Here is a 21,856-nt window from a genome sequence, read left to right as displayed (position 1 = left end):
CTATGCCGAATCGGCATGGACATTGTCAGACAAGAGCTTATGGACCTAGAGGTCAGATTGGTAATAGTAGACGACATAAGCGCCGTACACCGGCTGTTTCAAGGTCTTTTATGTAGTGCTGGGAGGGTAAATTTCAAGCTCAGTCATCAGAAATATCTGACAACACAAATCGGAAATGCAGAAGAAATGATTTTAAGGATAGTCGATATACGGTCGACGTTTCTCACCCCTGCCCGAGCCACATTCAGAATGAAAAAAAATCAACTGGCAGAAGGGATTAGGAGGGTTACGAGAGGGGCAGAAAGCTGAAAACGGATGACTGCAACGTACGGTTTGAACGCCGGAACAATCGTTGCGATAGCCAACAAACCGCTTATCGCAACGTATTGCCCTGCCCGCTCTGTGTCACCGGTTAATACCAGTTGGGGTCTTTCTTCAGCTGCTCTTTAAGCAACACCTGGATACCTTCATCCGGCTCGCCCAAAAAACGATAATCGGCATGACGCGTCGGCGACTTGTCAGCAGGTAAACCTGCGGGCACCTCTACCAACATCGCGTAGGCATGTTTCTTATCAAAGCTGACAGCCACGATCAAACGCTTGTTGAGACACGTTTGCGCGGTTTCACATAAAGGACCGACCAGGTATCGGTCTCCATCCTCTGTGACCGCTGTCATTTGCTCGGCACTGCCTGAAAGGTTGATCACCCACTCAGGGAGGCGTTCTTCCTTTTTCACGACTTGCTGCCAGGCCTGCCGGTATTCAGGGTCATTAAGTAGCTGGTTAGCATGCGACTGGCCTGCATTATCGGCCAGGGCCATGGTACTGCCGCCCATCAACAGGGCGGCAACCATTGCCTTATAAGAGAGGCTGAACATACTCAGCCTTTACCGCGACGGCCAAAGATGAAGGACACCACGAACATTACCAGGAACACGACAAAGAGAATCTTGGCGATGCCGGTCGCGGTGCCTGCAATACCACCGAAGCCCAGGACAGCAGCGATGATGGCGATAATCAGGAAGGTAATTGCCCAACTCAACATGGTGATTCTCCTTATTGGTGTACGAAAGGGTAAAGCCAGTTTTGCTACTTGAGGCCCCAACCAGGGTCTCAAGGTTGTGAACACTTAAAACACCCAACGTTCCTGCACAGGTTGGGAATTGGCAATTTGCGTGTCTTCAACCGCAGCCAGATTGAATCGACCGGCGTCATATACCCGAGTGACCAAGGCATTGGATTTGATCGCGGTGAAATGCTTCTGCTGCTTATTGATCACGGAGTAAGAGGCGTCAGGCGCCTGCGCTTGCTCCCAGCGTGCATATTGCTGACCACCGATCAGCGTCACCATCAACGTCAGGCTGGCGAACAGGCCCTGTTGAAGATGCCGCGAAGAAATACGCATGCTGGCGAAACCTTGACGATTCATGCTCAAACTCCTGCCAATCGGTGGTTAATAAAGGGGGAGGTCGTCAGCGATAACCCGCTTAACAACCTCATAACTGTGTATTGCAGGGCACATGCCAAGTTTTGTATAAATATAAAATCTATATATATCAATGACTTACGGAGAGATATCGAACGAGATAACGCTCATCCTGCACGATGCCTGAAAGATCGGTCGTGCGTTCTGCACGACTCGTGCGGTGCAATAAAAGAAGATCCGGGATAAACGTGGGACATGCTTCAAACGAAAAATCTGGTATAGGTACTTAATTGTTCAAAATCAGCATGTTATGGAATGCAGGGGCACCTCTTCCCTGCTAGCCTCCAAACAATCCTGAAAAATCATGCAACTTGCCCGATTATTCCGACACTAACGAAGATCACTTATTGAGGAAGGCCGGACATGGAATCAGCCAAAGAGAAACAGGGCCGCATTCTGCTGGTCGACGACGAGTCCGCCATCCTGCGCACATTCCGCTATTGCCTCGAAGACGAGGGCTATACCGTCGCCACTGCCAGCAGTGCGGCTCAAGCCGAAGCGCTGTTGCAACGCCAGGTGTTTGACCTGTGCTTTCTGGACTTGCGCCTGGGTGAAGACAATGGCCTGGATGTTCTGGCTCAGATGCGCATTCAAGCACCGTGGATGCGGGTGGTGATCGTCACTGCTCATTCGGCTGTGGATACCGCTGTCGATGCTATTCAGGCCGGCGCGGCAGATTATCTGGTTAAACCGTGCAGCCCTGACCAGTTGCGCCTGGCCACCGCCAAACAGCTGGAAGTGCGCCAACTGTCAGCACGTCTTGAAGCCCTTGAAGGTGAGATCCGTAAGCCCAAAGAAGGGCTCGATTCGCATAGCCCGGCCATGATGGCGGTGCTGGAGACCGCCCGTCAGGTGGCCGGTACGGATGCGAATATTTTGATCCTGGGTGAGTCCGGTACGGGTAAAGGCGAACTGGCCAAGGCCATTCACAGCTGGAGCAAACGGGCTAAAAAAGCCTGCACCACGATCAATTGCCCATCATTGACCGCAGAACTGATGGAGAGCGAACTGTTCGGGCACACCCGCGGTGCGTTCACCGGCGCCAGCGAAAGCACGTTGGGCCGGGTTAATCAGGCGGACGGTGGCACGTTGTTTCTGGACGAAATTGGCGACTTTCCACTGACATTACAGCCCAAGCTACTGCGCTTTATTCAGGACAAGGTGTATGAGCGCGTGGGTGACCCCGTGACCCGCAATGCCGATGTGCGCATTCTGGCCGCCACCAACCTTAACCTTGAAGACATGGTGCGTGATGGCCGTTTCCGCGAAGATTTGCTCTATCGCCTGAATGTCATCACCTTGCACCTGCCACCGCTGCGCGAGCGCAGTGAAGACATCTTGACCTTGGCCGACCGCTTCCTGGCCCGTTTCGTTAAAGAATATGCCCGCCCCGCTCGAGGCTTCAGCGAAGCAGCGCGTCTGGCGCTGGCCAATTACCGCTGGCCGGGCAATATCCGCGAACTGCGCAACGTGGTGGAGCGCGCGAGCATTATTTGCCCTCAAGAGGTGGTAGAAATCAGCCACTTGGGCATGGCCGAACAGACGGTGCCAAACACCCCGCGCATCGGCGCGGCATTGAGCCTCGACCAGCTTGAAAAAGCTCACATCGGCGCCGTGCTGGCCACCAGTGAGACGCTCGATCAGGCCGCCAAAACCTTGGGCATTGATGCTTCTACGCTCTATCGCAAGCGCAAGCAGTACAACTTGTGAGCTCGCTGCGATGAAACTGGCGATCAAATTACGTACCCGGTTATTTCTCAGCATCTCGGCATTAATCACGGTGGCGCTGCTCGGGCTAGGGCTCGGCGTCGTCAGCGTGATGCAAATGGCCAAGACCCAGGAATTACTGATCCGCAATAACACCGTCACCCTTGATTTGGGCCTCAAGCTGCGTCAAACCCTGGGTGATCACCTCATCTTGCTGTTGCGCAATCACGAGGACCCTCAGGCGTTACAAGCCGCAACGCGCCAATATCTGGCATTGCTGGACGAGGGTATTGAACACGAGCGCAATAACAATCTGCACAGCGGCTTTGCCCAGGCCCGTATCGATTACGAAAACTTTTTAACCGCCCTGGATGAAGCGCAGCGCAATACGCTGGACCTGAGTTCTGACAGCGAACTCACCAATCGCTTCAATCAATTGCGCAACGGCTTGATTGCCGAACATCGCCAGGCACTCAATAACATCTACAACGCGCAGGCAGCGGCCCGTGACCGCGCGCTGATCATTGCCTTATTGCTGGGGCTTATCGGCCTTGCGGTATTGATCATCGGTTTTATTACCGCTCATGGCATCGCCCGGCGCTTTGGCGCACCGATCGAAGCGCTGGCCAAAGCGGCTGACAATATAGGTAAGGGCAATTTTGAAGTGGTACTGCCACTCTCTTCAGCCGCCGAAATGAACCTGCTGACACGGCGTTTCGGAATCATGGCCGAGGCTTTGCGACAACATCAGGCGACCAATGTCGATGAGTTACTGGCTGGCCAGCAACGGCTTCAAGCCGTGCTCGACAGCATTAATGACGGCTTGTTGATGGTTGATCCGCAAGGTCGCCTGGAATTATTGAACCCCGTGGCTCAACGTCAATTAGCCTGGACTGAAGCGCTTCACGGCCAATCACTGGGCGAAGCCTTCAGCCGTCCGGAGCTGGACCAGCAACTCAGCACCGTTTTACGTGGCGGTAGCCTAGAGCGCGCGCCTGACGATTTGAGCGTGGTGATTGAAGGTGAAAATCGACTGCTGACCTACAGCCTCACACCTGTGAGCCAACCTAAAGGCCCCATTCTGGGCGCGGTCATGGTGTTGCATGACGTGACTGAGCAGCGCGCGTTTGAGCGTGTGCGCAGTGAGTTTGTGTTGCGCGCCTCTCATGAGTTACGCACACCGGTGACAGGCATGCATATGGCGTTTGGGCTTTTTATGGAGCGCGCGCGCTTTGACCCGCAGTCCCGCGAGCTGGATCTGTTGAACACGGTCAGCGAAGAAATGCAGCGGCTCATGCAACTCATCAATGATTTGCTGAATTTCTCCCGCTATCAAAACGGCATGCAAAAGTTGTCGGTGGCACCCTGTGACATTGAGCAAATGCTCACTGAGACACGCGAGCGTTTCGCCGAAGATGCTGCAAGCAAGCTGATAGATATCCAGATCGACCTGCAACAACCCTTGCCTGCACTTAACGCCGATCGGGCACAGCTGGATCGAGTGCTGGATAACCTGCTGGAAAACGCCCTGCGCCATACCCCAAGCGGCGGGCACATCCGCCTACAAGCTCGGCGTCATGGCGAGCGGGTCATTATCAGTATCGAAGACAATGGCGAAGGCATTGCCTATGGCCAGCAAGGGCGCATATTCGAGCCCTTCGTTCAGGTGGGCCGTAAAAAAGGCGGCGCAGGGCTTGGCCTGGCGCTGTGCAAAGAGATTGTGCAGCTGCATGGCGGGCGTATTGGTGTGTACTCCCGCCCGGGCCAGGGCACGCAGTTCTACATGGCCCTGGCGCTATAGCCTGTGGGGCAGCTCATCGGCTATTTTGAGTGTTGAGCACGCTCAAAATGGCTGCACTTTCAGCATCCGGAGTGCCATCGAATTTCGAGGGCCGGAAATGCATCTGGAAGGCAGCCAGCACATGACGGGTAGCCACATCCAGCTCACCCGTCTGTGGGGTTTCGTAGCCCAATAGCGCCAACTGTTGCTGAAACCAGGTGATGCCAGGCATCTCGCGGGCAAATCGTGCTTGCTCGCGGGCAACGGCCTGTTCATTCGGCCAAACACCAAAGCCCGCTTGTGCTAATCGCTTCCACGGAAAAAGCGGGCCGGGGTCAAGCTTGCGCAGTGGCGCAATATCACTGTGGCCAATGATGTTTTGCGGATCGATTTTGTAGCGCGTCGAAATGTCTTTGAGCAGCTCGATCAGCGCTTGAATCTGCCCTTCGGTGTAGGGATACCAGACCCGCCCGTTGGGTGTATCTCGATAGCCTTTATTGACGATCTCGATACCAATGGAACTGGAGTTGAGCCAGGTACGGCCTTTCCATTGGCTTTCACCGGCGTGCCAGGCCCGCTGGTTTTCATCCACCAGCTTGTAAATCGTGGGTGGCGTATCGCCAATCAGGTAATGGCTGCTGACAGGGCCTGTCGTCAGTAGTTGCAACGAGTGCTCAAGCGATGTTGAGGTGTAATGAAGCACCACAAACTGCACTCGACTGTCCTGATTGGCCGAAGGATGGCTGGTATCCATACGAGGCCCACTGGCACAGCCAGCCAGCAGGGCAAGAGACATGAGAAGCGCAGGTAATTTCATGGCAGAGGCAACACAGGAAAATGTTAATGGGCCAGCATACCTTACTGATCCTGTCCGTATCTGACACCGAATGCCTTTAAAACGCAGTGCGCTGCTCGTCGGTGGGATGTTCTACCTTGCCGGAAATCGACTCGACACAATTTCGGCCTTTGTATTTGGCCTGATAGAGCGCTTCGTCGGCCCGTTTGAGCACTCGTTCGCTGCGGTCACCCGCTTTGAACGCTGATACACCGATTGAAACGGTAATGGTGACCGGCTCGCCTTTGAAGTGGAACGGGCAGGCTTCGATTGCAGCCCGCAACTTTTCGGCGAGTACAGTGCCCTCATCCAGTGCAGTGCCCGGCATTAACAGCACAAACTCTTCGCCGCCAAACCGGGCCATAAAGTCCCCTGCCCGCAGGTGTTTGCGCAGTTGAGCCGCAATGATTTTGAGCACCTTGTCACCCGCCAAATGGCCGTACCCATCATTGATGCGCTTGAAGTGGTCAAGGTCGAGCATGGCGATCAGCAGAGGAGTGCCGCGGGCTTGCCACTGAGCGACTTCCTGCGCCAGGCGCTCAGCCCAGGCGGCACGATTAGGCAAACCGGTAAGCGGGTCGATCAAAGCCTTCTTACGCTGCTCTTCGAGGTGATCACGATAACTTTGGGCCTGCTGTTCCATTTGCACCACGCGTTCGGCCAGCCCGTGCAGATGTGCCGCGACCTCTTGTTCACGCGCGTCCCGTTGCTGGCGGTGCTGGTCCAGCGTGCCCAGCAGCCCTTCAAGACGATTCTCCAGTAAATGCTTGAGACTCGGCAGGTCGACGGCGTCTTGCACGCTGCTTTGCAACCCGTCGACGTGTTCACGCAACTGGTCATGCAGGTCAGCGGCAGCGCTGCGTCCTTCTGCGTGGCCTTCGCTAGCCGCTTGCAGGTTGTTCTGGAAGACCTCCAGACGCCCATTGAGCTGCTTCAGGTAAGCCTCGAATTCATGCTGACCACTGTCGTTCACGGCCAACATCAAAACGGCAAGATCGTCGAGAACAGGCAGCAATTCGTACCAGTTAAGGCCTTTTTCGAGACGAGATCGCAATGCCTCTGCTTGCGGCCGGTGGTGCTCGGGCAGCGACAGATCGGTGAGCAACCCGAGCAGAGTGGACTCAATATGCAGGGCAACCGAGCTGTAGGATGGCTCGGGGGTTTCGGGCAAGGCATAGACGGTGTCTGGATCGGCCAGTGCAGAGGTCTCGCCGATTTCATGGGCTGCGCTGTCGATCTGCGGTTCAGTCAGGCTACTGAGTGCTTCAGGTTGCTCCACATCAGGCGCTCGTGCGTCCTTTGGGGCTTGCTCAGCACCTATTTCCGGTACACCTGGTTCTGGCGTGGCCAACGGCTGCTCAGGCAGCCGCTGAACGTCCAATGACGTGGGGCTGTCTTCTTCATCAGCAGGTTGCTGCTCGTCAGGAATGGCATCGTTGAGGACCAGCACAGGCTCGCCGGGGTCCCTGACAGCAGAAGACTGGGGGGAGGCGACTTCACGAACTGGAGCAGGCTCGGACGACGGCTTTTCGGCCTCGTTAGCCCCGAACAGCCGTTGCAACAACCCTGGCTTGACGGGCTCGGGCTCGTGCACCTGCCGCCCCAGCACCAAACCTTGCAAGTGGCTGAGCTCGCCAAGCAACAGGGGAATTTCACGCGCTTGGGTCACCCGGCTGTCGAGCTGCTTGGCAAAAGCCTTTAACGGCTTGCTCACTTCTCGGGGCAGCGGCATGGCTTGCAGTTGGGTGACCAAGGTAGTGAGCGCGGTGCTGACTTGCTCGACACGGGTTTCGCGACGCTGCTCGGAGTCGAGCACGGCCTTTTCGAGACGCGGCAGCAAAGCCGCCAGTGCAGCGTCCATGTCATCCGTACGCACGGCTTCGCGCATCTCTTTCATGCACTGGTCGACGGTACGGTCTGTGCCCTCGGCGGCCAGTGTGCTGCGCACCAGACCACGGCGCAGCAAGTCGAGACGGGCATTCCAGCGCCGTTCAAGCTTTTCTTGTTGCTCGATACTTTTAAGGTACTTTTCTTTCCAGCGCTTGGCGTCGTCGGCGGTCATGCAAGTGGCTCATTGCCAGTCGGGCTTACCACGGGCAACGAATCGATGCCCACAGTACCGGGCAGGCGAATCTCAACCGCCACAGGCAAATGGTCAGAAATGGGTTGATCCAATACCTGCACGCGTTCAAGCGTCAGGCTGGGGCTGAGCAAAATATGGTCAAGGCAACGCTGGGGCCGCCAGCTGGGGAAGGTGGCTTCCAATTGCGGCGCCAGCAAACCGAGGTCGCGTAAAGGTGATGTTTGTAACAGGTCTGCGGCATGGGTGTTCATATCGCCCATCAGCACCTGATGCTGATAGCCGCTCACCAGCTCGCGGATATAGGCCAGTTGCAGCGTTCGTGTTTTGGTACCCAGCGCCAAGTGCATGATCACCACGGCCAACGCATCTGGACCTTCACCAAAACGAACCAAAATGGCACCACGACCCGCAGGGCCGGGCAGGGGATGATCTTCAATCGCGGAAGGACGCAGCCGGCTGAGCACGCCGTTGCTATGTTGGGCCAAGCGACCGAGGTTGCGATTGAGTTGTTGATACCAATAGGGGAATTCACCCTGCTGGGCAAGGTACTTCACCTGATTGACGTAGCCAGATCGATGGCTGCCGCCATCCGCTTCTTGCAAGGCCACCAGATCAAAGTCGCTCAGCAAGTCGCCTATTTTATCCAGGTTACTGGTGCGCCCTTTGTGTGGCAGCACGTGCTGCCAGCTGCGGGTCAGATAATGGCGGTAACTTTGCGTGCTGTTACCAACCTGAATATTGAAACTGAGCAGCCGTAAACGTCGATCATCCGGCAACACGCTGGTTGCCAGATGATCCTCATTGACCTGCGCTTCGTGCAGGCCAACGATTCGTTCGCTTCTCCAGCGGCGCATAGAGAAGGGCGCCGCTTAGTTTGTAGCCGCTTTGGCTGCGCGCTCTTTGGCGATCAATTGATCAGCGACGTTCAAAGCCTGCTCAGGACCACCCGCCGTGCCGAGGTCAAAGCGGTATTTGCCGTCAACGACCATGGTTGGCACACCTGAAATTTCATATTTCTTGGCGAGCTCTTTGGCTTTGACAATCTGACCTTTGATCGCAAACGAGTCGAAGGTCTGCAAGAACTTTGCTTTATCGACGCCCTGAGTGGCCAGGAAATCAGCCATTTCTTCCTTGTCGGTCAGACGCTTGCCTTCTTTCTGGATAGCGTTGAAAACTGCCGCATGTACCTTGTGCTCAACGCCCATGGCTTCAAGGGTCAGGAACATTTGACCGTGTGCGTCCCACGGGCCGCCAAACATAGCGGGCAGGCGGACGAAATTCACATCAGAAGGCAGTTTCTCGGCCCAAGGGTTAACGACGGGTTCAAAAGCGTAGCAATGGGGGCAGCCGTACCAGAACAGCTCGACCACTTCGATTTTGCCGGGCACGGCAACGGGTACAGCGCTGTTCAGCTCAATGTATGTTTTACCCGCTTCGAGCGGTACATCTGCAGCTTGAGCGGTCATGCCAAACAGAGTGGCACTGACGAGAGCGGCGCTGAGAATCAGGTTACGCATGCTTTACTCCTGGACATAGTGAAGTCGCTTCAACGTGACCTGTCTGACAGGCCTGTTATAACTTGAGTTCGGTAGTGTAGCGGTAGATGGTACGAAAAAGGGCAGCCTAAGCTGCCCTTTCAGGTTCACAGTCATACATTAAACGATCGTTAACGTCGCCAAAAGCACTGGCCATTGGCGCTGACGCCCGTTCAAGCTTCAGTGCAGACCTTGAATGTAACTGGCCAGCGCCTTGATGTCCTTGTTACTCAGCTTGGCTGAAATACTGCGCATGGTCATAGAGTCGCCGTCATTGGTGCGGTCGCCTTCGCGAAAGCCAATGAGCTGTTTCTCGATGTAGTCGGCGTGCTGGCCTCCCAGATGCGGGAAGCCGGCAGGTGCATTACCTACGCCATCTGGCGAATGGCAGCCCGTGCATGCGGGTAAGCCTTTGCTTAAGTCGCCACCGCGGAACAGCGCCTGGCCGCGCTCAACCAGTTTCGGGTCAGCAGCACCGACCGAGTTTTTCTGTTTGGCGTAATACGCGGCGATGTCCGCAAGATCCTGCTCGCTCAGGTTGGTCAGCTGACCGGTCATTTCCAGCACCTGACGCTTGCCATCCTTGATGTCGGTCAGTTGCTTGAGCAGGTAGCGTTCACCTTGCCCTGCGAGTTTCGGAAAGTTGGGGGCCGCGCTATTGCCGTCCGGGCCATGACAGGCACCACATACGGCGGTTTTTGCCTGGCCGGCTGATGCATCGCCCACAATGGCGGCACTTGCCGCTTGAGCCATACCGGTCACGCCAAAGGTCAACAGCAGACTCACGAATAATTTGTTCATCAGCTAATCCAACTACGGCTAAGGGTTAAAGAGTTGTGGCCGGGCTTACTCTGTCATCCAGAGGATGAATCTTCGGTAATCCTCGGCACAGCGGTCCATGCACACACTTCACGCGGCGGCATCGCCTTGAAACCCTGAGTCACGCGCTGTAACAGCGTCTGCGTACCTTGCTTGAACATGGCGTGCGCCGGTTAAAGGGCTACAAACAGACCTGCATGGCAGACAAATTAACGCGGTTGAGCACGGTCTCCGATTGCGGTGTAGCCTCAATGCTGACAAATGGCATCAAGACACGGGGAGCTGGCTGCGTTCTAATGCGCAACATGATTTTTGCTCCCGCGTACTTCATCCTGCGCTGGGACAAAGCACACACAAAATCTGCGGCATTATATACTGGCGCCACTGAAACGGAAACGACACGCTCGCCGCGTCCCTTCCTGACGCCGCTCACATCGGAAATCCCATGCAACTCAAGAACCCCATTCTCGGTCTGTGCCAACAGGCTACCTTTATGCTCAGCGCTGCCAAAGTGGAGCAATGCCCTGACGACGAAGGTTATGAAGTCGCGTTTGCCGGGCGTTCCAACGCCGGCAAGTCCAGCGCACTCAACACTTTGACGCACGCCAGCCTGGCCCGCACCTCGAAAACACCAGGCCGTACCCAGTTGCTCAACTTCTTCAAACTGGACGAAGAACGTCGCCTGGTTGACTTGCCGGGTTACGGCTACGCCAAGGTGCCTATCCCGTTGAAGCTGCACTGGCAGCGTCACCTTGAAGCCTATTTTGGCAGCCGCGAAAGCCTCAAAGGCGTGATTTTGATGATGGACATCCGTCATCCAATGACAGATTTCGACCTGTTGATGCTCGACTGGACAGTTTCCAGCGGCATGCCGATGCATATTTTGCTGACCAAGGCCGACAAACTGACGTACGGCGCTGCGAAAAATACGCTGCTCAAAATCCAGTCTGATATCCGCAAACAGTGGGGCGACGCCGTCACTATCCAGCTGTTCTCCACGCCAAAGCGCATGGGCCTCGAAGAGGCTTACACCGTGCTGGCTCGCTGGATGGAGCTGCCCAACAAGGGCGAAGAGCTGGTTGAAGAGACGGCAGAGTAAGAAATTGCAGGCAAAAAAAACCCCGGACTTCGTATTGGGGGAGAAGTTCGGGGTTCAAGTGCTGGACCGCTAGGGCGTGGTCCAGCAATCTGCCAACACTTAACACAACATTAGGAGCATTGAAGGGCTTCAGCAGCCATTCAAAAAATCTGAGTCGTGTTGGGCAGATTTAGTTCCTTGGGGCAGAAAATAATTTCGCCGCCAGAGCTCGCTGCCTGTTACTTGCGGAGGGTTTTGACCCCCTCAGGTGTACCCAGCAGCAGCAAATCAGCCGGACGGGCCGCAAACAGGCCGTTGGTAACAACACCCACAATGTTGTTGATTTGACGTTCCAGCTCCACCGGGTTGGTGATCTGCATGTTGAACACGTCAATGATGATATTGCCGTTGTCTGTCACCACGCCTTCACGGTAAACCGGGTCACCGCCCAGCTTGACCAGCTCACGGGCCACGTGGCTGCGGGCCATGGGAATCACTTCTACCGGCAACGGGAATGCGCCCAATACAGGCACCAGCTTGCTGGCATCCGCGATGCAGATAAATGTTTTGGCCACCGCCGCGACGATCTTTTCGCGGGTCAGAGCTGCGCCCCCGCCTTTGATCAAGTTCAGGTGTTCGTCGCTTTCATCGGCCCCATCAACGTAAAACTCCAGGTCAGTGACGGTGTTCAATTCGTATACGGGAATGCCGTGGCCTTTGAGACGTGCAGCGGTCGCTTCAGAGCTGGCCACTGCGCCGTCGAATGCACCTTTGTGCAACGCCAGGGCGTCAATGAAGCAGTTGGCCGTGGAGCCGGTACCGACACCAATGACGCTCTTGTCATCCAGCTTTGGAAGGATGAAGTCGACAGCAGCCTGGGCAACGGCCTGCTTGAGTTGATCTTGAGTCATACGGGCTCCGGAGCGGGACTGAAAACAGAAAGCGCGCATTATACGGTGATGTGCACGGGATCAAATGCCCCAATAGGTGCCGATTAGCAGTTATCCACAGAAGAGGTGAAAACCTTTCGACTGATACCAGCCTCTAAAGACTGAAGGAAGTATCAGCCCCAATTAATGACTTTTTGGTTATTAACAAATAGCTTCTTATTCCTTAGCGAATCTAAAAAGCGTCCCTATACTGACTCGGTAACACACCAACAGCAGGAGGCGCCCCCCATGGGAAACGAGTCGATTCGCTATCTGATAGTGCCGGGCTGGCAAGGTTCGTCTGACGATCATTGGCAAACCCACTGGCAAAACAGCTTGCCGAACAGTGCCCGTGTGGAGCAGGCCGACTGGCTGACCCCGCGCCTCGAAGACTGGGTTGCAGCACTCGCCGAGGCCATCGCCTGCGACAGCACGCCGGTCATTTTGATTGCCCATAGCTTGGGCTGCATCACTGTCGCGCATTGGGCCCAGCGTGCGCCTGCCAGCCAGATCAGTCAGGTACGCGGGGCATTGCTGGTGGCCCCGGCCGATGTCGAACGACCCACCTGTGCCCCGGCCTTGCGTAACTTTGCACCGATCCCTGCTCAACGGTTGCCGTTTCCCAGCCAGATTGTCAGCTCCGACAACGACGCTGCCGTCAGCGCCACCCGGGCAATGGAATTCGCTCAGCAATGGGGTGCCAAGATCGGAATTATCAGCGGCGCCGGTCATATCAACGTCAAATCCGGGCATCAACGCTGGGAGCAAGGGTTCGCATACCTTTACCACCTGCAAACCCGCATCGAGCACGACGCCCTGCGCCGCGCGTAATTTTTAGTAACGCCCGCGCCCACCCTACGGCGGCGGGCGGGAGCCTGCCATGAGCCTGCACGAAACCTTTGGCCAGCCATTGCTGACCTTTCCCGACGCTGAAAAAAGCCCACTGAGCATCCGCGCCAAGGCACTGGTGTTTGTCGATCCGCGCTCGCGTCAGTTGCGCGACGACCTGGAGCGTTTAGCGCCGCGTGCGCTGCCCGTGTTGATACGCGGAGAAACCGGCAGCGGCAAGGAACTGCTCGCCCGGCACATTCACCGGGCCAGCGACCGTACAGGTCTGTTTGTTTCAGTGAATTGCGGGGCAATCAGCCCGACTTACGCTGACGCGGAGCTGTTCGGCTACGCCCCGGGGGCGCACACCAGTTCGGCCAGCAGCCGCGCGGGCTGGTTCGGCTCTGCCAATGGCGGCACTTTGTACCTGGATGAAATCGGCGATTTGCCACAGGCCATTCAGGTCAAACTGCTCGCCGCGCTTGAAACTCATGAAGTGACGCGGGTAGGGGCCCACCATCCCAACCCGGTGGATGTGCGTCTAGTGGCCGCTACCAGCATCGATCTGGCGCAAGCAGTAAAGGCTGGCAAGTTCCACGAACGCTTGTACCACTACCTCAGTGAAGGCCGTCTAGACTTGCCGGCCTTGCGTGAGCGGGTGGGCGATATTATGTCGTTGGCCGAATACTTTTTGGGCATCTACAGCCAGCGCTTGAACCTGCCCGTGCCATTTATCACTGACAGCGCACAACGTGTGCTGGAGCGTCATAGTTGGCCGGGCAATACCCGGGAGCTGGAAAATGTGATTCATTTTGCGTTGCTGGTGAGCACGGGCGATGAGATTTTGCCGGAGCATTTAAACCTGCCTGATTCGCTCAGCCAGATTGAAGCCTTCGTCCAGGGGGCGACTGCGCAGGAATTGGCGGCTCTGAAAAAATTGCTGGCTTGAGTGCCAAAAGGCAAGTGAACAAAATGGAATAACGAGCTGAATAAATATTATTGTTCGGGAATAAAGATTCTCGGTATTGTCCGCTTCGTCTTCCAAAAAAACCGTCAATCAAGCGGTCACTGACTTAAGGGCATTGCATGAAAAAGGTTCTGTTGTTTACCGCATTGGCGGCTGCTTTAACGGCAGGCCTGGCGCAAGCGGGCGAAAAACTGGTAGTGGCTGCGACCCCGGTTCCGCACGCCGAAATCCTTGAGCTGATCAAGCCGACCCTCGCCAAAGAAGGCGTTGACCTGGAAATCAAGGTGTTCACTGATTACGTGCAGCCCAATGTGCAGCTCGCTCAGAAGCACCTGGACGCCAACTATTTTCAGACAAAGCCTTACCTGGACAGCTTCAACAAAGGTAAAGGCACAGATCTTGAGACAGTGATCGGCGTTCACGTAGAACCGTTCGGTGGCTACTCGAAAAAATACAAAAGTCTGGCTGAACTGCCCGATGGCGCAACGATCGCCATCCCTAATGAAGGCAGCAACAGCGGCCGCGCTTTGATTCTTCTGCAAAAAGCCGGTTTGATCGAACTTAAAGATCCGACTAACGCTGTTTCTACGCCAAGGGACATCGCCAAGAACCCGCACAATTTCAAGTTCAAAGAACTTGAATCCGCCATGCTGCCGCGCGTACTCGACCAGGTTGATCTAGACATGATCAACACTAACTACGCACTGGATGCCGGTCTGAAGCCGAGCAAAGATGCATTGATTATCGAGGGCGCGGACTCGCCATACGTAAACTTCCTGGTGGCTCGCCCCGATAACAAGGACAGCGCTGCAATACAAAAGCTGGCCAAGGCGCTGACCAGCCCTGAAGTAAAAGCGTTTATTGCAAAAAAATACGACGGCGCGGTGTTCCCAGCGTTCTAAATTACCCCGCACGTCACTGAAAACGCCGACAGCATTGTTATTGCTGTCGGCGTTTTTTTTGTTGTCTGCAAAACTACCTACCTCTTTCAACAGGTAGTCAATTTTTGGCCGCAGGTCGACTCTACAGCTCTATTACGTGAGGAGTCGCCATCATGGCCCAAAGAAACGGATTGATAAAAACCTACGCCTACGACCCGCTTGACCGGCTCACGGAGGCACACACAGGACACCTAAAAAATGAGCAGTTTTTCTATAATCACGAGCGTCTGATTACCGAGAAGGAAGGGGGCGTAACCCGTTCGTTGATGCACGCAAAAAATCAATTGTTGGCGCAGACGTACGTCGACAATCAGTCGTGTGAGACAACGCTTTTGAGCACCAACCGCCAGTGCAGTGTTTTACATTCGGTTAGCCTTTCAGAAGTGCGCCGGCAAGCGTTCACGCCTTTTGGGCACCATCACATGCAGGAAGGGGTGAACGGTTTGCCAGGCTTTAACGGCGAGCGACCTGACCCGCTCACCGGGCACTATCATCTGGGTAAAGGGCATCGTGCTTATAACCCGCATCTGATGCGTTTCAACAGCCCTGACCAATTGAGCCCTTTCGATGCAGGCGGCCTGAATGCTTACGCTTATTGTGCGGCAGACCCTGTTAATCGGTCCGATCCCAGTGGCCGGGCGTCTCTTAACGATATTCTTATCGCGGGCCTGGGCGTGGTCGGTGTATTGGGGGGCAGCCTGGGTATGTACGCCACTCTAAAAGCCGCGCGCGCAATGAAAACAACCCGGCTCAGTACCGCTGTGGCGGCAAAGGTCGCCGGCTCGGCGCTGACTATCTCTGGCGGTTTGGTCGGGGTTACTCGACTCTCAATGGGGGCCGCAGGAGAAGAAACGGGTAAAAGCGGTATGGTTATTGCGACTACCATTTTGGCTTTGTCGGGGCTTGGACTTTCCGCATATGGGACCCGCCTCGGTGTGATGAATGCTCGGCGTCAGCGGAAGTTGGCCAATATTAAAATCGGTTCGAATTCGAATTCGAATTCAAACATAAGTACCTCTTCGAGCAACCCCCCTACCGTTGACACTCCTCTGTCCGCCACATCATCAGGGTCGGAAACGGCATCCAATTACAGTGGTTCAAATACGCTTGCTTCTGCACCGTCCCAGAGCCAACTCCTGAGTGACGTTATCGTGAAGCAAAACAGAAAGATGTTCGAAATGATACCGAGCAGTAAAAAACAAATCACAACCAAAAGCGGCCTTGTCAGACGCGATTCAATTTGATGTGCCCCTACACCAAACCCGCTACTTCAGTTCAAGGCCAGCGCCAATAAGAGTCACACAGTTACTGAACCCTGTTCTACGCTGTCAGTCGTATCGGAATGTTAATCAGCATCACGCAAAGGAGCTTGCATGGCGGGTCCACTGAAGACGAGCATTTTGGGCTTGAGCCTGTTGGTATTCCTGACAGCGTGCAGCAAGGAAGGCCCCCAAGCACCGCTGGCACCACGGGTGTATGTGCAGCAAGTGAGCACCCGCGAGCTTGCGCCCCCCATTCAGCTCAGCGGTGATATTCAAGCGCGGGTTGAAACCCAACTGTCCTTTCGCGTGGGTGGCAAGATTATCGAACGCAAGGTGGATGTGGGCGACCATGTCCAGGCCCATCAGGTGTTGGCCCGCCTTGACCCCAAAGACCTGAAAATCCAGGTCGAAACCGCGCAAGCTGGGGTCAATGCGCAACAAGCCCAAGTGGTGCAAACCCGCGCTGCGTTTATTCGCCAGCAAAAATTGCTGCCCAAAGGCTACACCAGCCAAAGCGAATACGATGCGGCCAATGCGGCCCAACTGAGTGCAAAAAGCGCGTTGGCTGCGGCGCAGGCGCAACTGGCCAACGCCCGCGAACAACTCAGTTACGCTGATTTGGAAGCGGAGGCGCCGGGGGTGATTACGGCGCGTCAGGCCGAAGTCGGGCAGGTGGTGCAAGCCACCATGCCGATTTACACCCTGGCCCGGGATGGCGCCCGCGACGCGGTGTTCAACGTGTATGAATCGCTGTTTATCGAACCGCCCAAAGACCCCACCGTGCAGGTCACGTTGCTGAGCAACCCGGCCATTACCGTGAAAGGCCAGATTCGCGAAATCACCCCAACGGTGTCGGCACAAAGTGGCACCCTGCAAATCAAGGTGCAGCTGGACGCACTGCCCAAAGGCATGGATTTGGGCTCAATAGTGACCGTTAACCTCACCCCGCACCCAAGCCCCAGCATCGAGTTGCCGTGGTCTGCCTTGACCAAAGACGTCAGCGAACCTGCCGTGTGGATTACCGATGCGCAAAACAATGTGCGGCTCCAGCGCGTCAAAGTCGGTCGCTACCTGACCGGCAGCGTGATTGTCAGCGAGGGCCTCAAGGATGGAGAAAACGTCGTGGTCGCAGGCGGTCAATTGTTACACCCCGGCATGAAGGTTGAAGTTGCCCCCCTTCCGGCACAGGGGACGCAATTATGAGCCGTATTTCCCGCCACCCGTTATGGCTGCTGCCGCTCGCGGCCATACTGCTGGGCTGCTCTGAAAAAGAAGCGCCTGAGCCTGTTCGTCCAGCGTTGTATGTCGTGGCGCACCCCTTGCTCATCGACAACCTGGGACGCTTTGCCGGCACGATCGAAGCGCGCTACGAGAGCACCCTGGGCTTTCGGGTGCCGGGCCGCATCGTGCGGCGTAATTACGATGTCGGGGCGGTGGTCAAAGAGGGCGATATTCTGGCTAACCTCGACCCCACCGATCAGCAGAATCAGTTGCGTGCAGCCCAAGGCGATCTGGCTAAAGTGCAGGCCCAGTTGATCAACGCCCAAGCCAACGCCCGCCGCCAGCAAGAGCTGTTTGACCGAGGTGTGGGCGCTCAGGCGCAACTGGACACGGCGCAAGCAGATCTCAAAACCACGGCAGCCTCGGTGCAGCAAGCCCAGGCGGCCGTCAATCAGGCCAAGGACGAGCTCAGCTACTGCAACCTGCGCGCTGATCATGACTCCGTCATCACTCAATGGCAGGCTGAGGCCGGGCAAGTGGTGAGCGTCGGTGAGTCGGTGGTCACACTGGCCCGCCCTGAAATCAAGGAAGCGGTGATTGATCTACCGGGGCCGTTGGCCGAAGCGCTACCCAAAGGTATCGAGTTCCGCGTCGCCGGTCAGCTCGACCCTGACGTCAACACGCTGGCCCATGTGCGAGAAATCGCTCCGCAAGCCGACAGCGCCACCCGCACCCGGCGTACGCGCCTGACTCTGGATCAAACGCCGCCAGCCTTTCGTTTGGGCAGCTCGGTCAGTGTGACCGTCAGCTCACCGATTGCCCAACACTACTCATTGCCGCTCACTGCCGTGCAAGAAACTGACGGTCACGCCCGCGTGTGGATCATCGACAAAACCACCTATACCGTTACCCCGCAGAACGTCAACATACTGCGCCGCGGTCCAAAAACCGTGCTGCTGGAAGGGGGACTGAAAGACGGCGATTACGTGGTCAGCTACGGCGTACACAGCCTTAAGCCTGGACAGACCGTCAAACTCGATAAGGAAAGCGCGCAATGAATGGGAAGTTCAACCTGTCCGAGTGGGCGCTCAAACATCAGTCTTTTGTCTGGTATCTGATGTTTATGGCCGCCGTTGCCGGGATCTTTTCTTACATCAATCTGGGCCGCGCAGAAGACCCTTCCTTCGCCATCAAAACCATGGTGATCCAGGCAAAATGGCCGGGCGCTACGGTCGATGAGACACGCCTGCAAATCACTGATCGCATCGAGAAAAAGCTCGAAGAACTGGATTCGCTCGATTACGTGCAAAGCTACACACGGCCGGGCGAATCGACAGTGTTTGTGTTCCTCAAAGACACCACTAAAGCGGATGCCATTCCGCATATCTGGTACGAGGTGCGCAAAAAAATCGGCGATATTCGCGGCGACTTCCCCCAAGGCATTCAAGGCCCTGGATTCGACGATGAATTCGGTGATGTGTACGGCACCATCTTCGCCTTTACCGGCGATGGCTTCACCATGCGCCAGTTGCGCGATTACGTCGAAAAGGTACGCACAGGCATTCGCGACGTGCCCAACCGCGGCAAGATCATGACCATCGGTGAGCAGGACGAAACCTTCTACCTGGATTTCTCCACCCGCAAACTGGCCGCACTGGGCCTCGATCAGCAACAGGTACTCGAAAGCCTGCAGGCACAGAATGCCGTGACCCCGGCGGGTGTTATCGAAGCGGGGCCGGAGCGCATGTCAGTGCGCACCTCGGGCCAATTTCACAGCGTGGCCGACCTTGAGGCGGTCAACCTGCGGGTCAACGACCGCTTTTATCGACTGGCCGACATAGCAGACATTAGCCGCGGCTACGTCTACCCGGCCACGCCGATGTTCCACTACAACGGCAAACCTGCCATCGGGCTGGCCATTGCCATGGTCGATGGCGGCAACATCCAGGAGTTCGGCCAACAACTGCAACAACGCATCAACGACCTGACCGCAGAACTGCCGGTAGGCGTAGACGTGCACATGGTGTCCGATCAGGCGCAAGTGGTTGAGGTGGCCGTGAGCGGCTTTACCAGTGCACTGTTTGAAGCCGTGATCATCGTACTGGCCGTGAGCTTTATCAGCCTGGGCCTGCGCGCAGGGCTGGTGGTCGCCATTTCGATTCCCTTGGTGCTGGCCCTGGTGTTCGTGTTCATGGAGTTCACCGGGATTGCCATGCAGCGTGTGTCGCTGGGGGCACTGATCATCGCCCTGGGCCTGCTGGTGGACGACGCGATGATCACGGTAGAAATGATGATCACGCGGCTCGAACTGGGCGAAACCAAGGAACAGGCTGCGACATTCGCCTACCATTCCACGGCGTTTCCGATGCTCACCGGCACCTTGGTCACGGTGGCCGGCTTTGTGCCCATCGGCCTCAACAACAGTTCGGCCGGTGAATACACCTTCACCCTGTTCGCCGTGATTGCCGTCGCGATGTTGGTCTCCTGGGTGGTGGCGGTCTTGTTCGCCCCCGTTCTGGGCGTGCATATCCTCAGCGCCAAGGTCAAACCCAAACCCGAAAAACCGGGGCGTCTGGCCCAGGCCTTCGACACCGGCCTGTTGTGGTGCATGCGCAATCGCTGGTGGACCATTGCCGCGACGGTATTGATGTTTGTGCTGTCGATAGTCGGCATGACGTTTGTACAAAACCAGTTCTTCCCGGCCTCTGACCGACCGGAAATACTGGTCGACCTGAACCTGCCGCAAAATGCCTCGATTGAAGAAACCCTCAAAGTGACCCAGCGCTTTGAAGACACCCTCAAGGGTGACCCGGACATCCTGCGGTGGAGCTCCTATATCGGCGAAGGGGCGATTCGTTTCTATCTGCCACTGGACCAGCAACTGCAAAACCCCTTCTACGCCCAACTGGTCATCGTCAGCACCGGGCTTGAAAGCCGCGATGCCCTGATGGACCGCCTGAACAAACGCCTGCGCGAAGATTTCGTCGGGGTCGGCAGCTTTGTGCACACACTCGAATTGGGCCCGCCCGTTGGGCAGCCCCTGCAATATCGGGTCAGCGGCAGCAATGTCGATCTGGTGCGCAAGTATTCTCTTGATCTGGCCTCGATACTCGACGCCAACCCCAACGTGGGCGAAACCATCTTTAACTGGAACGAACCGGGCAAGGTGCTGCGTGTCGACATTGCCCAGGACAAAGCCCGGCAGTTCGGGCTGTCGTCCGAAGATGTTGCGCACGTAATGAACAGTATTGTCAGCGGCGCGGCCGTGAGCCAGGTCAAAGACGATATCTACCTGATCAACATTGTCGGTCGGGCCATTGGCAATGAACGCGACACCCCGCAAACCCTGCTTAACCTACAGATCACCACCCCGAGCGGCACCTCCATCCCGCTGCTGGCATTTGCCACCGTGCGCTATGAACTGGAGCAGCCGCTGATCTGGAGCCGTGACCGCATCCCCACCTTGACCCTCAAGGCCTCGGTGCGCGGTTCAATCCAACCGACGGATCTGGTCGCACTGCTCAAACCTGAGGTCGATAAGTTCGCCGCTAACCTGCCGCAAGGCTACACCCTGCAAACCGGCGGTACAGTCGAACAAAGCGCCAAAGCCCAAGGCCCTATCGCCAAAGTGGTGCCCTTGATGCTGTTTCTGATGGCCACTTTCCTGATGATCCAGCTACAAAGCGTGCAGAAAATGTTCATCGTGGTGAGTGTCGCGCCGCTGGGCCTGATCGGTGTGGTACTGGCGCTCGTGCCCACCGGTACGCCGATGGGCTTCGTGGCGATATTGGGGATCTTGGCGCTGGTGGGCATCATCGTGCGTAACTCGGTGATTCTGGTCACCCAGATCGACCAATACGAACGGGACGGCTATGACCCGTGGCACGCCGTGCTGCAAGCCACCCAGCACCGTCGCAGGCCTATTCTGCTGACTGCAGCGGCCGCCAGCCTGGGCATGATCCCCATCGCTCGGGACGTGTTCTGGGGGCCGATGGCCTACGCCATGATCGGCGGCATCATCTCAGCCACCTTGCTGACCCTGTTGTTCCTGCCAGCGCTGTATGTGGCCTGGTACAAAATCAAGGAGAACAAAAACCCACCGCCTGCGCATGCATGAGATGACTTTCAGGAGCCGTCGGTTGAGGCTCCACAAAGCTTCACCCAATTTGGTAGACGCTTGTAGTCGCTGACGAAGGCTGCGATCGAGCGAGAAGCGGTCGCGAAATGAGGCACCTTGTTGCGTCAGGTTTTAGGGCGGCTTTGCCGCCCATCGCAGCCTTCGTTCCTCGTCAGCGGCTACAAACCCAGCTTGACCCGCAACAGAGTGCCTACAGGGATTATTGTGAATTTACGAATAGCGCTATCAAATTCACCCTCTTTATCCCT

At 56.3% G+C, this 21,856-nt stretch carries 19 protein-coding genes and 1 pseudogene; 10 read left to right on the top strand and 10 right to left on the bottom strand.

Annotation, left to right across the window (positions count from 1 at the left end):
• Positions 1–412 precede the first annotated feature (412 nt).
• The 3 genes from EQV93_RS04675 to EQV93_RS04665 form a co-directional block, all read right to left on the bottom strand.
• On the bottom strand, positions 413–877 hold the full coding sequence (locus EQV93_RS04675) for an inhibitor of vertebrate lysozyme family protein (protein WP_122786218.1): 465 nt from the start codon (positions 875–877) through the stop codon (positions 413–415).
• Positions 878–879: 2 nt separating this feature from the next.
• Positions 880–1,044, bottom strand: coding sequence for a DUF1328 domain-containing protein (locus tag EQV93_RS04670; protein ID WP_122786217.1), 165 nt, complete (start codon positions 1,042–1,044; stop codon positions 880–882).
• A gap of 84 nt (positions 1,045–1,128) precedes the next feature.
• Entirely contained in the window at positions 1,129–1,428 is a 300-nt protein-coding gene (locus tag EQV93_RS04665) for a hypothetical protein (protein WP_146385638.1), read from the bottom strand.
• A gap of 420 nt (positions 1,429–1,848) precedes the next feature.
• Here EQV93_RS04665 and algB point away from each other — a divergent pair, with 420 nt between their 5' ends.
• Together algB and EQV93_RS04655 are read left to right on the top strand one after the other, a co-directional pair.
• Positions 1,849–3,195 carry a sigma-54-dependent response regulator transcription factor AlgB gene (algB, locus tag EQV93_RS04660; RefSeq protein WP_122786215.1) on the top strand — a complete coding sequence of 449 codons (1,347 nt, stop codon included), beginning with the start codon at positions 1,849–1,851 and terminating at the stop codon, positions 3,193–3,195.
• 10 nt (positions 3,196–3,205) lie between these two features.
• Positions 3,206–4,993 carry an ATP-binding protein gene (locus EQV93_RS04655; RefSeq protein WP_122786214.1) on the top strand — a complete coding sequence of 596 codons (1,788 nt, stop codon included), beginning with the start codon at positions 3,206–3,208 and terminating at the stop codon, positions 4,991–4,993.
• Between the two features lie 13 nt (positions 4,994–5,006).
• On the opposite strand, the gene EQV93_RS04650 is transcribed toward EQV93_RS04655, so the two are convergent.
• The 6 genes and pseudogenes from EQV93_RS04650 to EQV93_RS22495 form a co-directional block, all read right to left on the bottom strand.
• Entirely contained in the window at positions 5,007–5,789 is a 783-nt protein-coding gene (locus EQV93_RS04650) for an N-acetylmuramoyl-L-alanine amidase (RefSeq protein WP_146425073.1), read from the bottom strand.
• Positions 5,790–5,865: 76 nt separating this feature from the next.
• Positions 5,866–7,869, bottom strand: a complete 2,004-nt coding sequence (locus EQV93_RS04645; protein ID WP_240890942.1) for a diguanylate cyclase — start codon at positions 7,867–7,869, stop codon at positions 5,866–5,868.
• Entirely contained in the window at positions 7,866–8,744 is an 879-nt protein-coding gene (locus tag EQV93_RS04640; RefSeq protein WP_122786211.1) for an endonuclease/exonuclease/phosphatase family protein, read from the bottom strand. The genes EQV93_RS04645 and EQV93_RS04640 overlap by 4 nt, the downstream gene beginning before the upstream one ends.
• A gap of 15 nt (positions 8,745–8,759) precedes the next feature.
• Positions 8,760–9,407, bottom strand: coding sequence for a thiol:disulfide interchange protein DsbA (gene dsbA / locus EQV93_RS04635; protein WP_146385646.1), 648 nt, complete (start codon positions 9,405–9,407; stop codon positions 8,760–8,762).
• Between the two features lie 198 nt (positions 9,408–9,605).
• Complete coding sequence (locus EQV93_RS04630) at positions 9,606–10,226, bottom strand: c-type cytochrome (RefSeq protein WP_122786209.1); 621 nt, start codon at positions 10,224–10,226, stop codon at positions 9,606–9,608.
• Positions 10,227–10,271: 45 nt separating this feature from the next.
• Positions 10,272–10,396: pseudogene (locus tag EQV93_RS22495) on the bottom strand (c-type cytochrome); the annotation flags it as partial.
• 293 nt (positions 10,397–10,689) lie between these two features.
• On the opposite strand from EQV93_RS22495, the gene yihA reads away from it, so the two are divergent.
• Positions 10,690–11,343 (top strand): ribosome biogenesis GTP-binding protein YihA/YsxC, encoded by a 654-nt coding sequence (gene yihA, locus EQV93_RS04625; RefSeq protein ID WP_122786208.1) that lies wholly within the window; start codon positions 10,690–10,692, stop codon positions 11,341–11,343.
• A gap of 218 nt (positions 11,344–11,561) precedes the next feature.
• Here the strand turns inward: yihA and rpiA are convergent, their stop codons facing one another.
• Positions 11,562–12,233 (bottom strand): ribose-5-phosphate isomerase RpiA, encoded by a 672-nt coding sequence (gene rpiA, locus EQV93_RS04620; RefSeq protein ID WP_122786207.1) that lies wholly within the window; start codon positions 12,231–12,233, stop codon positions 11,562–11,564.
• A gap of 267 nt (positions 12,234–12,500) precedes the next feature.
• On the opposite strand from rpiA, the gene EQV93_RS04615 reads away from it, so the two are divergent.
• From EQV93_RS04615 to EQV93_RS04585, 7 genes are all read left to right on the top strand, one after another.
• Entirely contained in the window at positions 12,501–13,082 is a 582-nt protein-coding gene (locus EQV93_RS04615; RefSeq protein WP_146425081.1) for an alpha/beta hydrolase, read from the top strand.
• A 49-nt stretch (positions 13,083–13,131) separates the two neighbouring features.
• Positions 13,132–14,028, top strand: coding sequence for a sigma 54-interacting transcriptional regulator (locus tag EQV93_RS04610; RefSeq protein ID WP_122786205.1), 897 nt, complete (start codon positions 13,132–13,134; stop codon positions 14,026–14,028).
• A gap of 137 nt (positions 14,029–14,165) precedes the next feature.
• A complete protein-coding gene (locus EQV93_RS04605) occupies positions 14,166–14,948 on the top strand; it encodes a MetQ/NlpA family ABC transporter substrate-binding protein (RefSeq protein WP_122786204.1) in 783 nt (260 codons plus the stop codon).
• Positions 14,949–15,100: 152 nt separating this feature from the next.
• Positions 15,101–16,231, top strand: coding sequence for an RHS repeat-associated core domain-containing protein (locus EQV93_RS04600; RefSeq protein ID WP_240890941.1), 1,131 nt, complete (start codon positions 15,101–15,103; stop codon positions 16,229–16,231).
• A gap of 129 nt (positions 16,232–16,360) precedes the next feature.
• Positions 16,361–17,452, top strand: a complete 1,092-nt coding sequence (locus EQV93_RS04595) for an efflux RND transporter periplasmic adaptor subunit (protein ID WP_146385652.1) — start codon at positions 16,361–16,363, stop codon at positions 17,450–17,452.
• Positions 17,449–18,528: an efflux RND transporter periplasmic adaptor subunit gene (locus EQV93_RS04590; RefSeq protein ID WP_122786201.1), complete on the top strand. Its 1,080-nt coding sequence runs from the start codon at positions 17,449–17,451 to the stop codon at positions 18,526–18,528. Before EQV93_RS04595 ends, EQV93_RS04590 begins: the two co-directional genes overlap by 4 nt.
• Positions 18,525–21,587 (top strand): efflux RND transporter permease subunit, encoded by a 3,063-nt coding sequence (locus EQV93_RS04585; RefSeq protein WP_122786200.1) that lies wholly within the window; start codon positions 18,525–18,527, stop codon positions 21,585–21,587. Before EQV93_RS04590 ends, EQV93_RS04585 begins: the two co-directional genes overlap by 4 nt.
• Positions 21,588–21,856: the final 269 nt, after the last annotated feature.

This window comes from Pseudomonas sp. TMW22091, from assembly GCF_022496705.1.
Lineage (GTDB): Bacteria > Pseudomonadota > Gammaproteobacteria > Pseudomonadales > Pseudomonadaceae > Aquipseudomonas > Aquipseudomonas saxonica.
The sequence above is the reverse complement of the archived record's forward strand: the minus strand, read 5'-3'. Positions and strand labels throughout refer to the sequence as shown.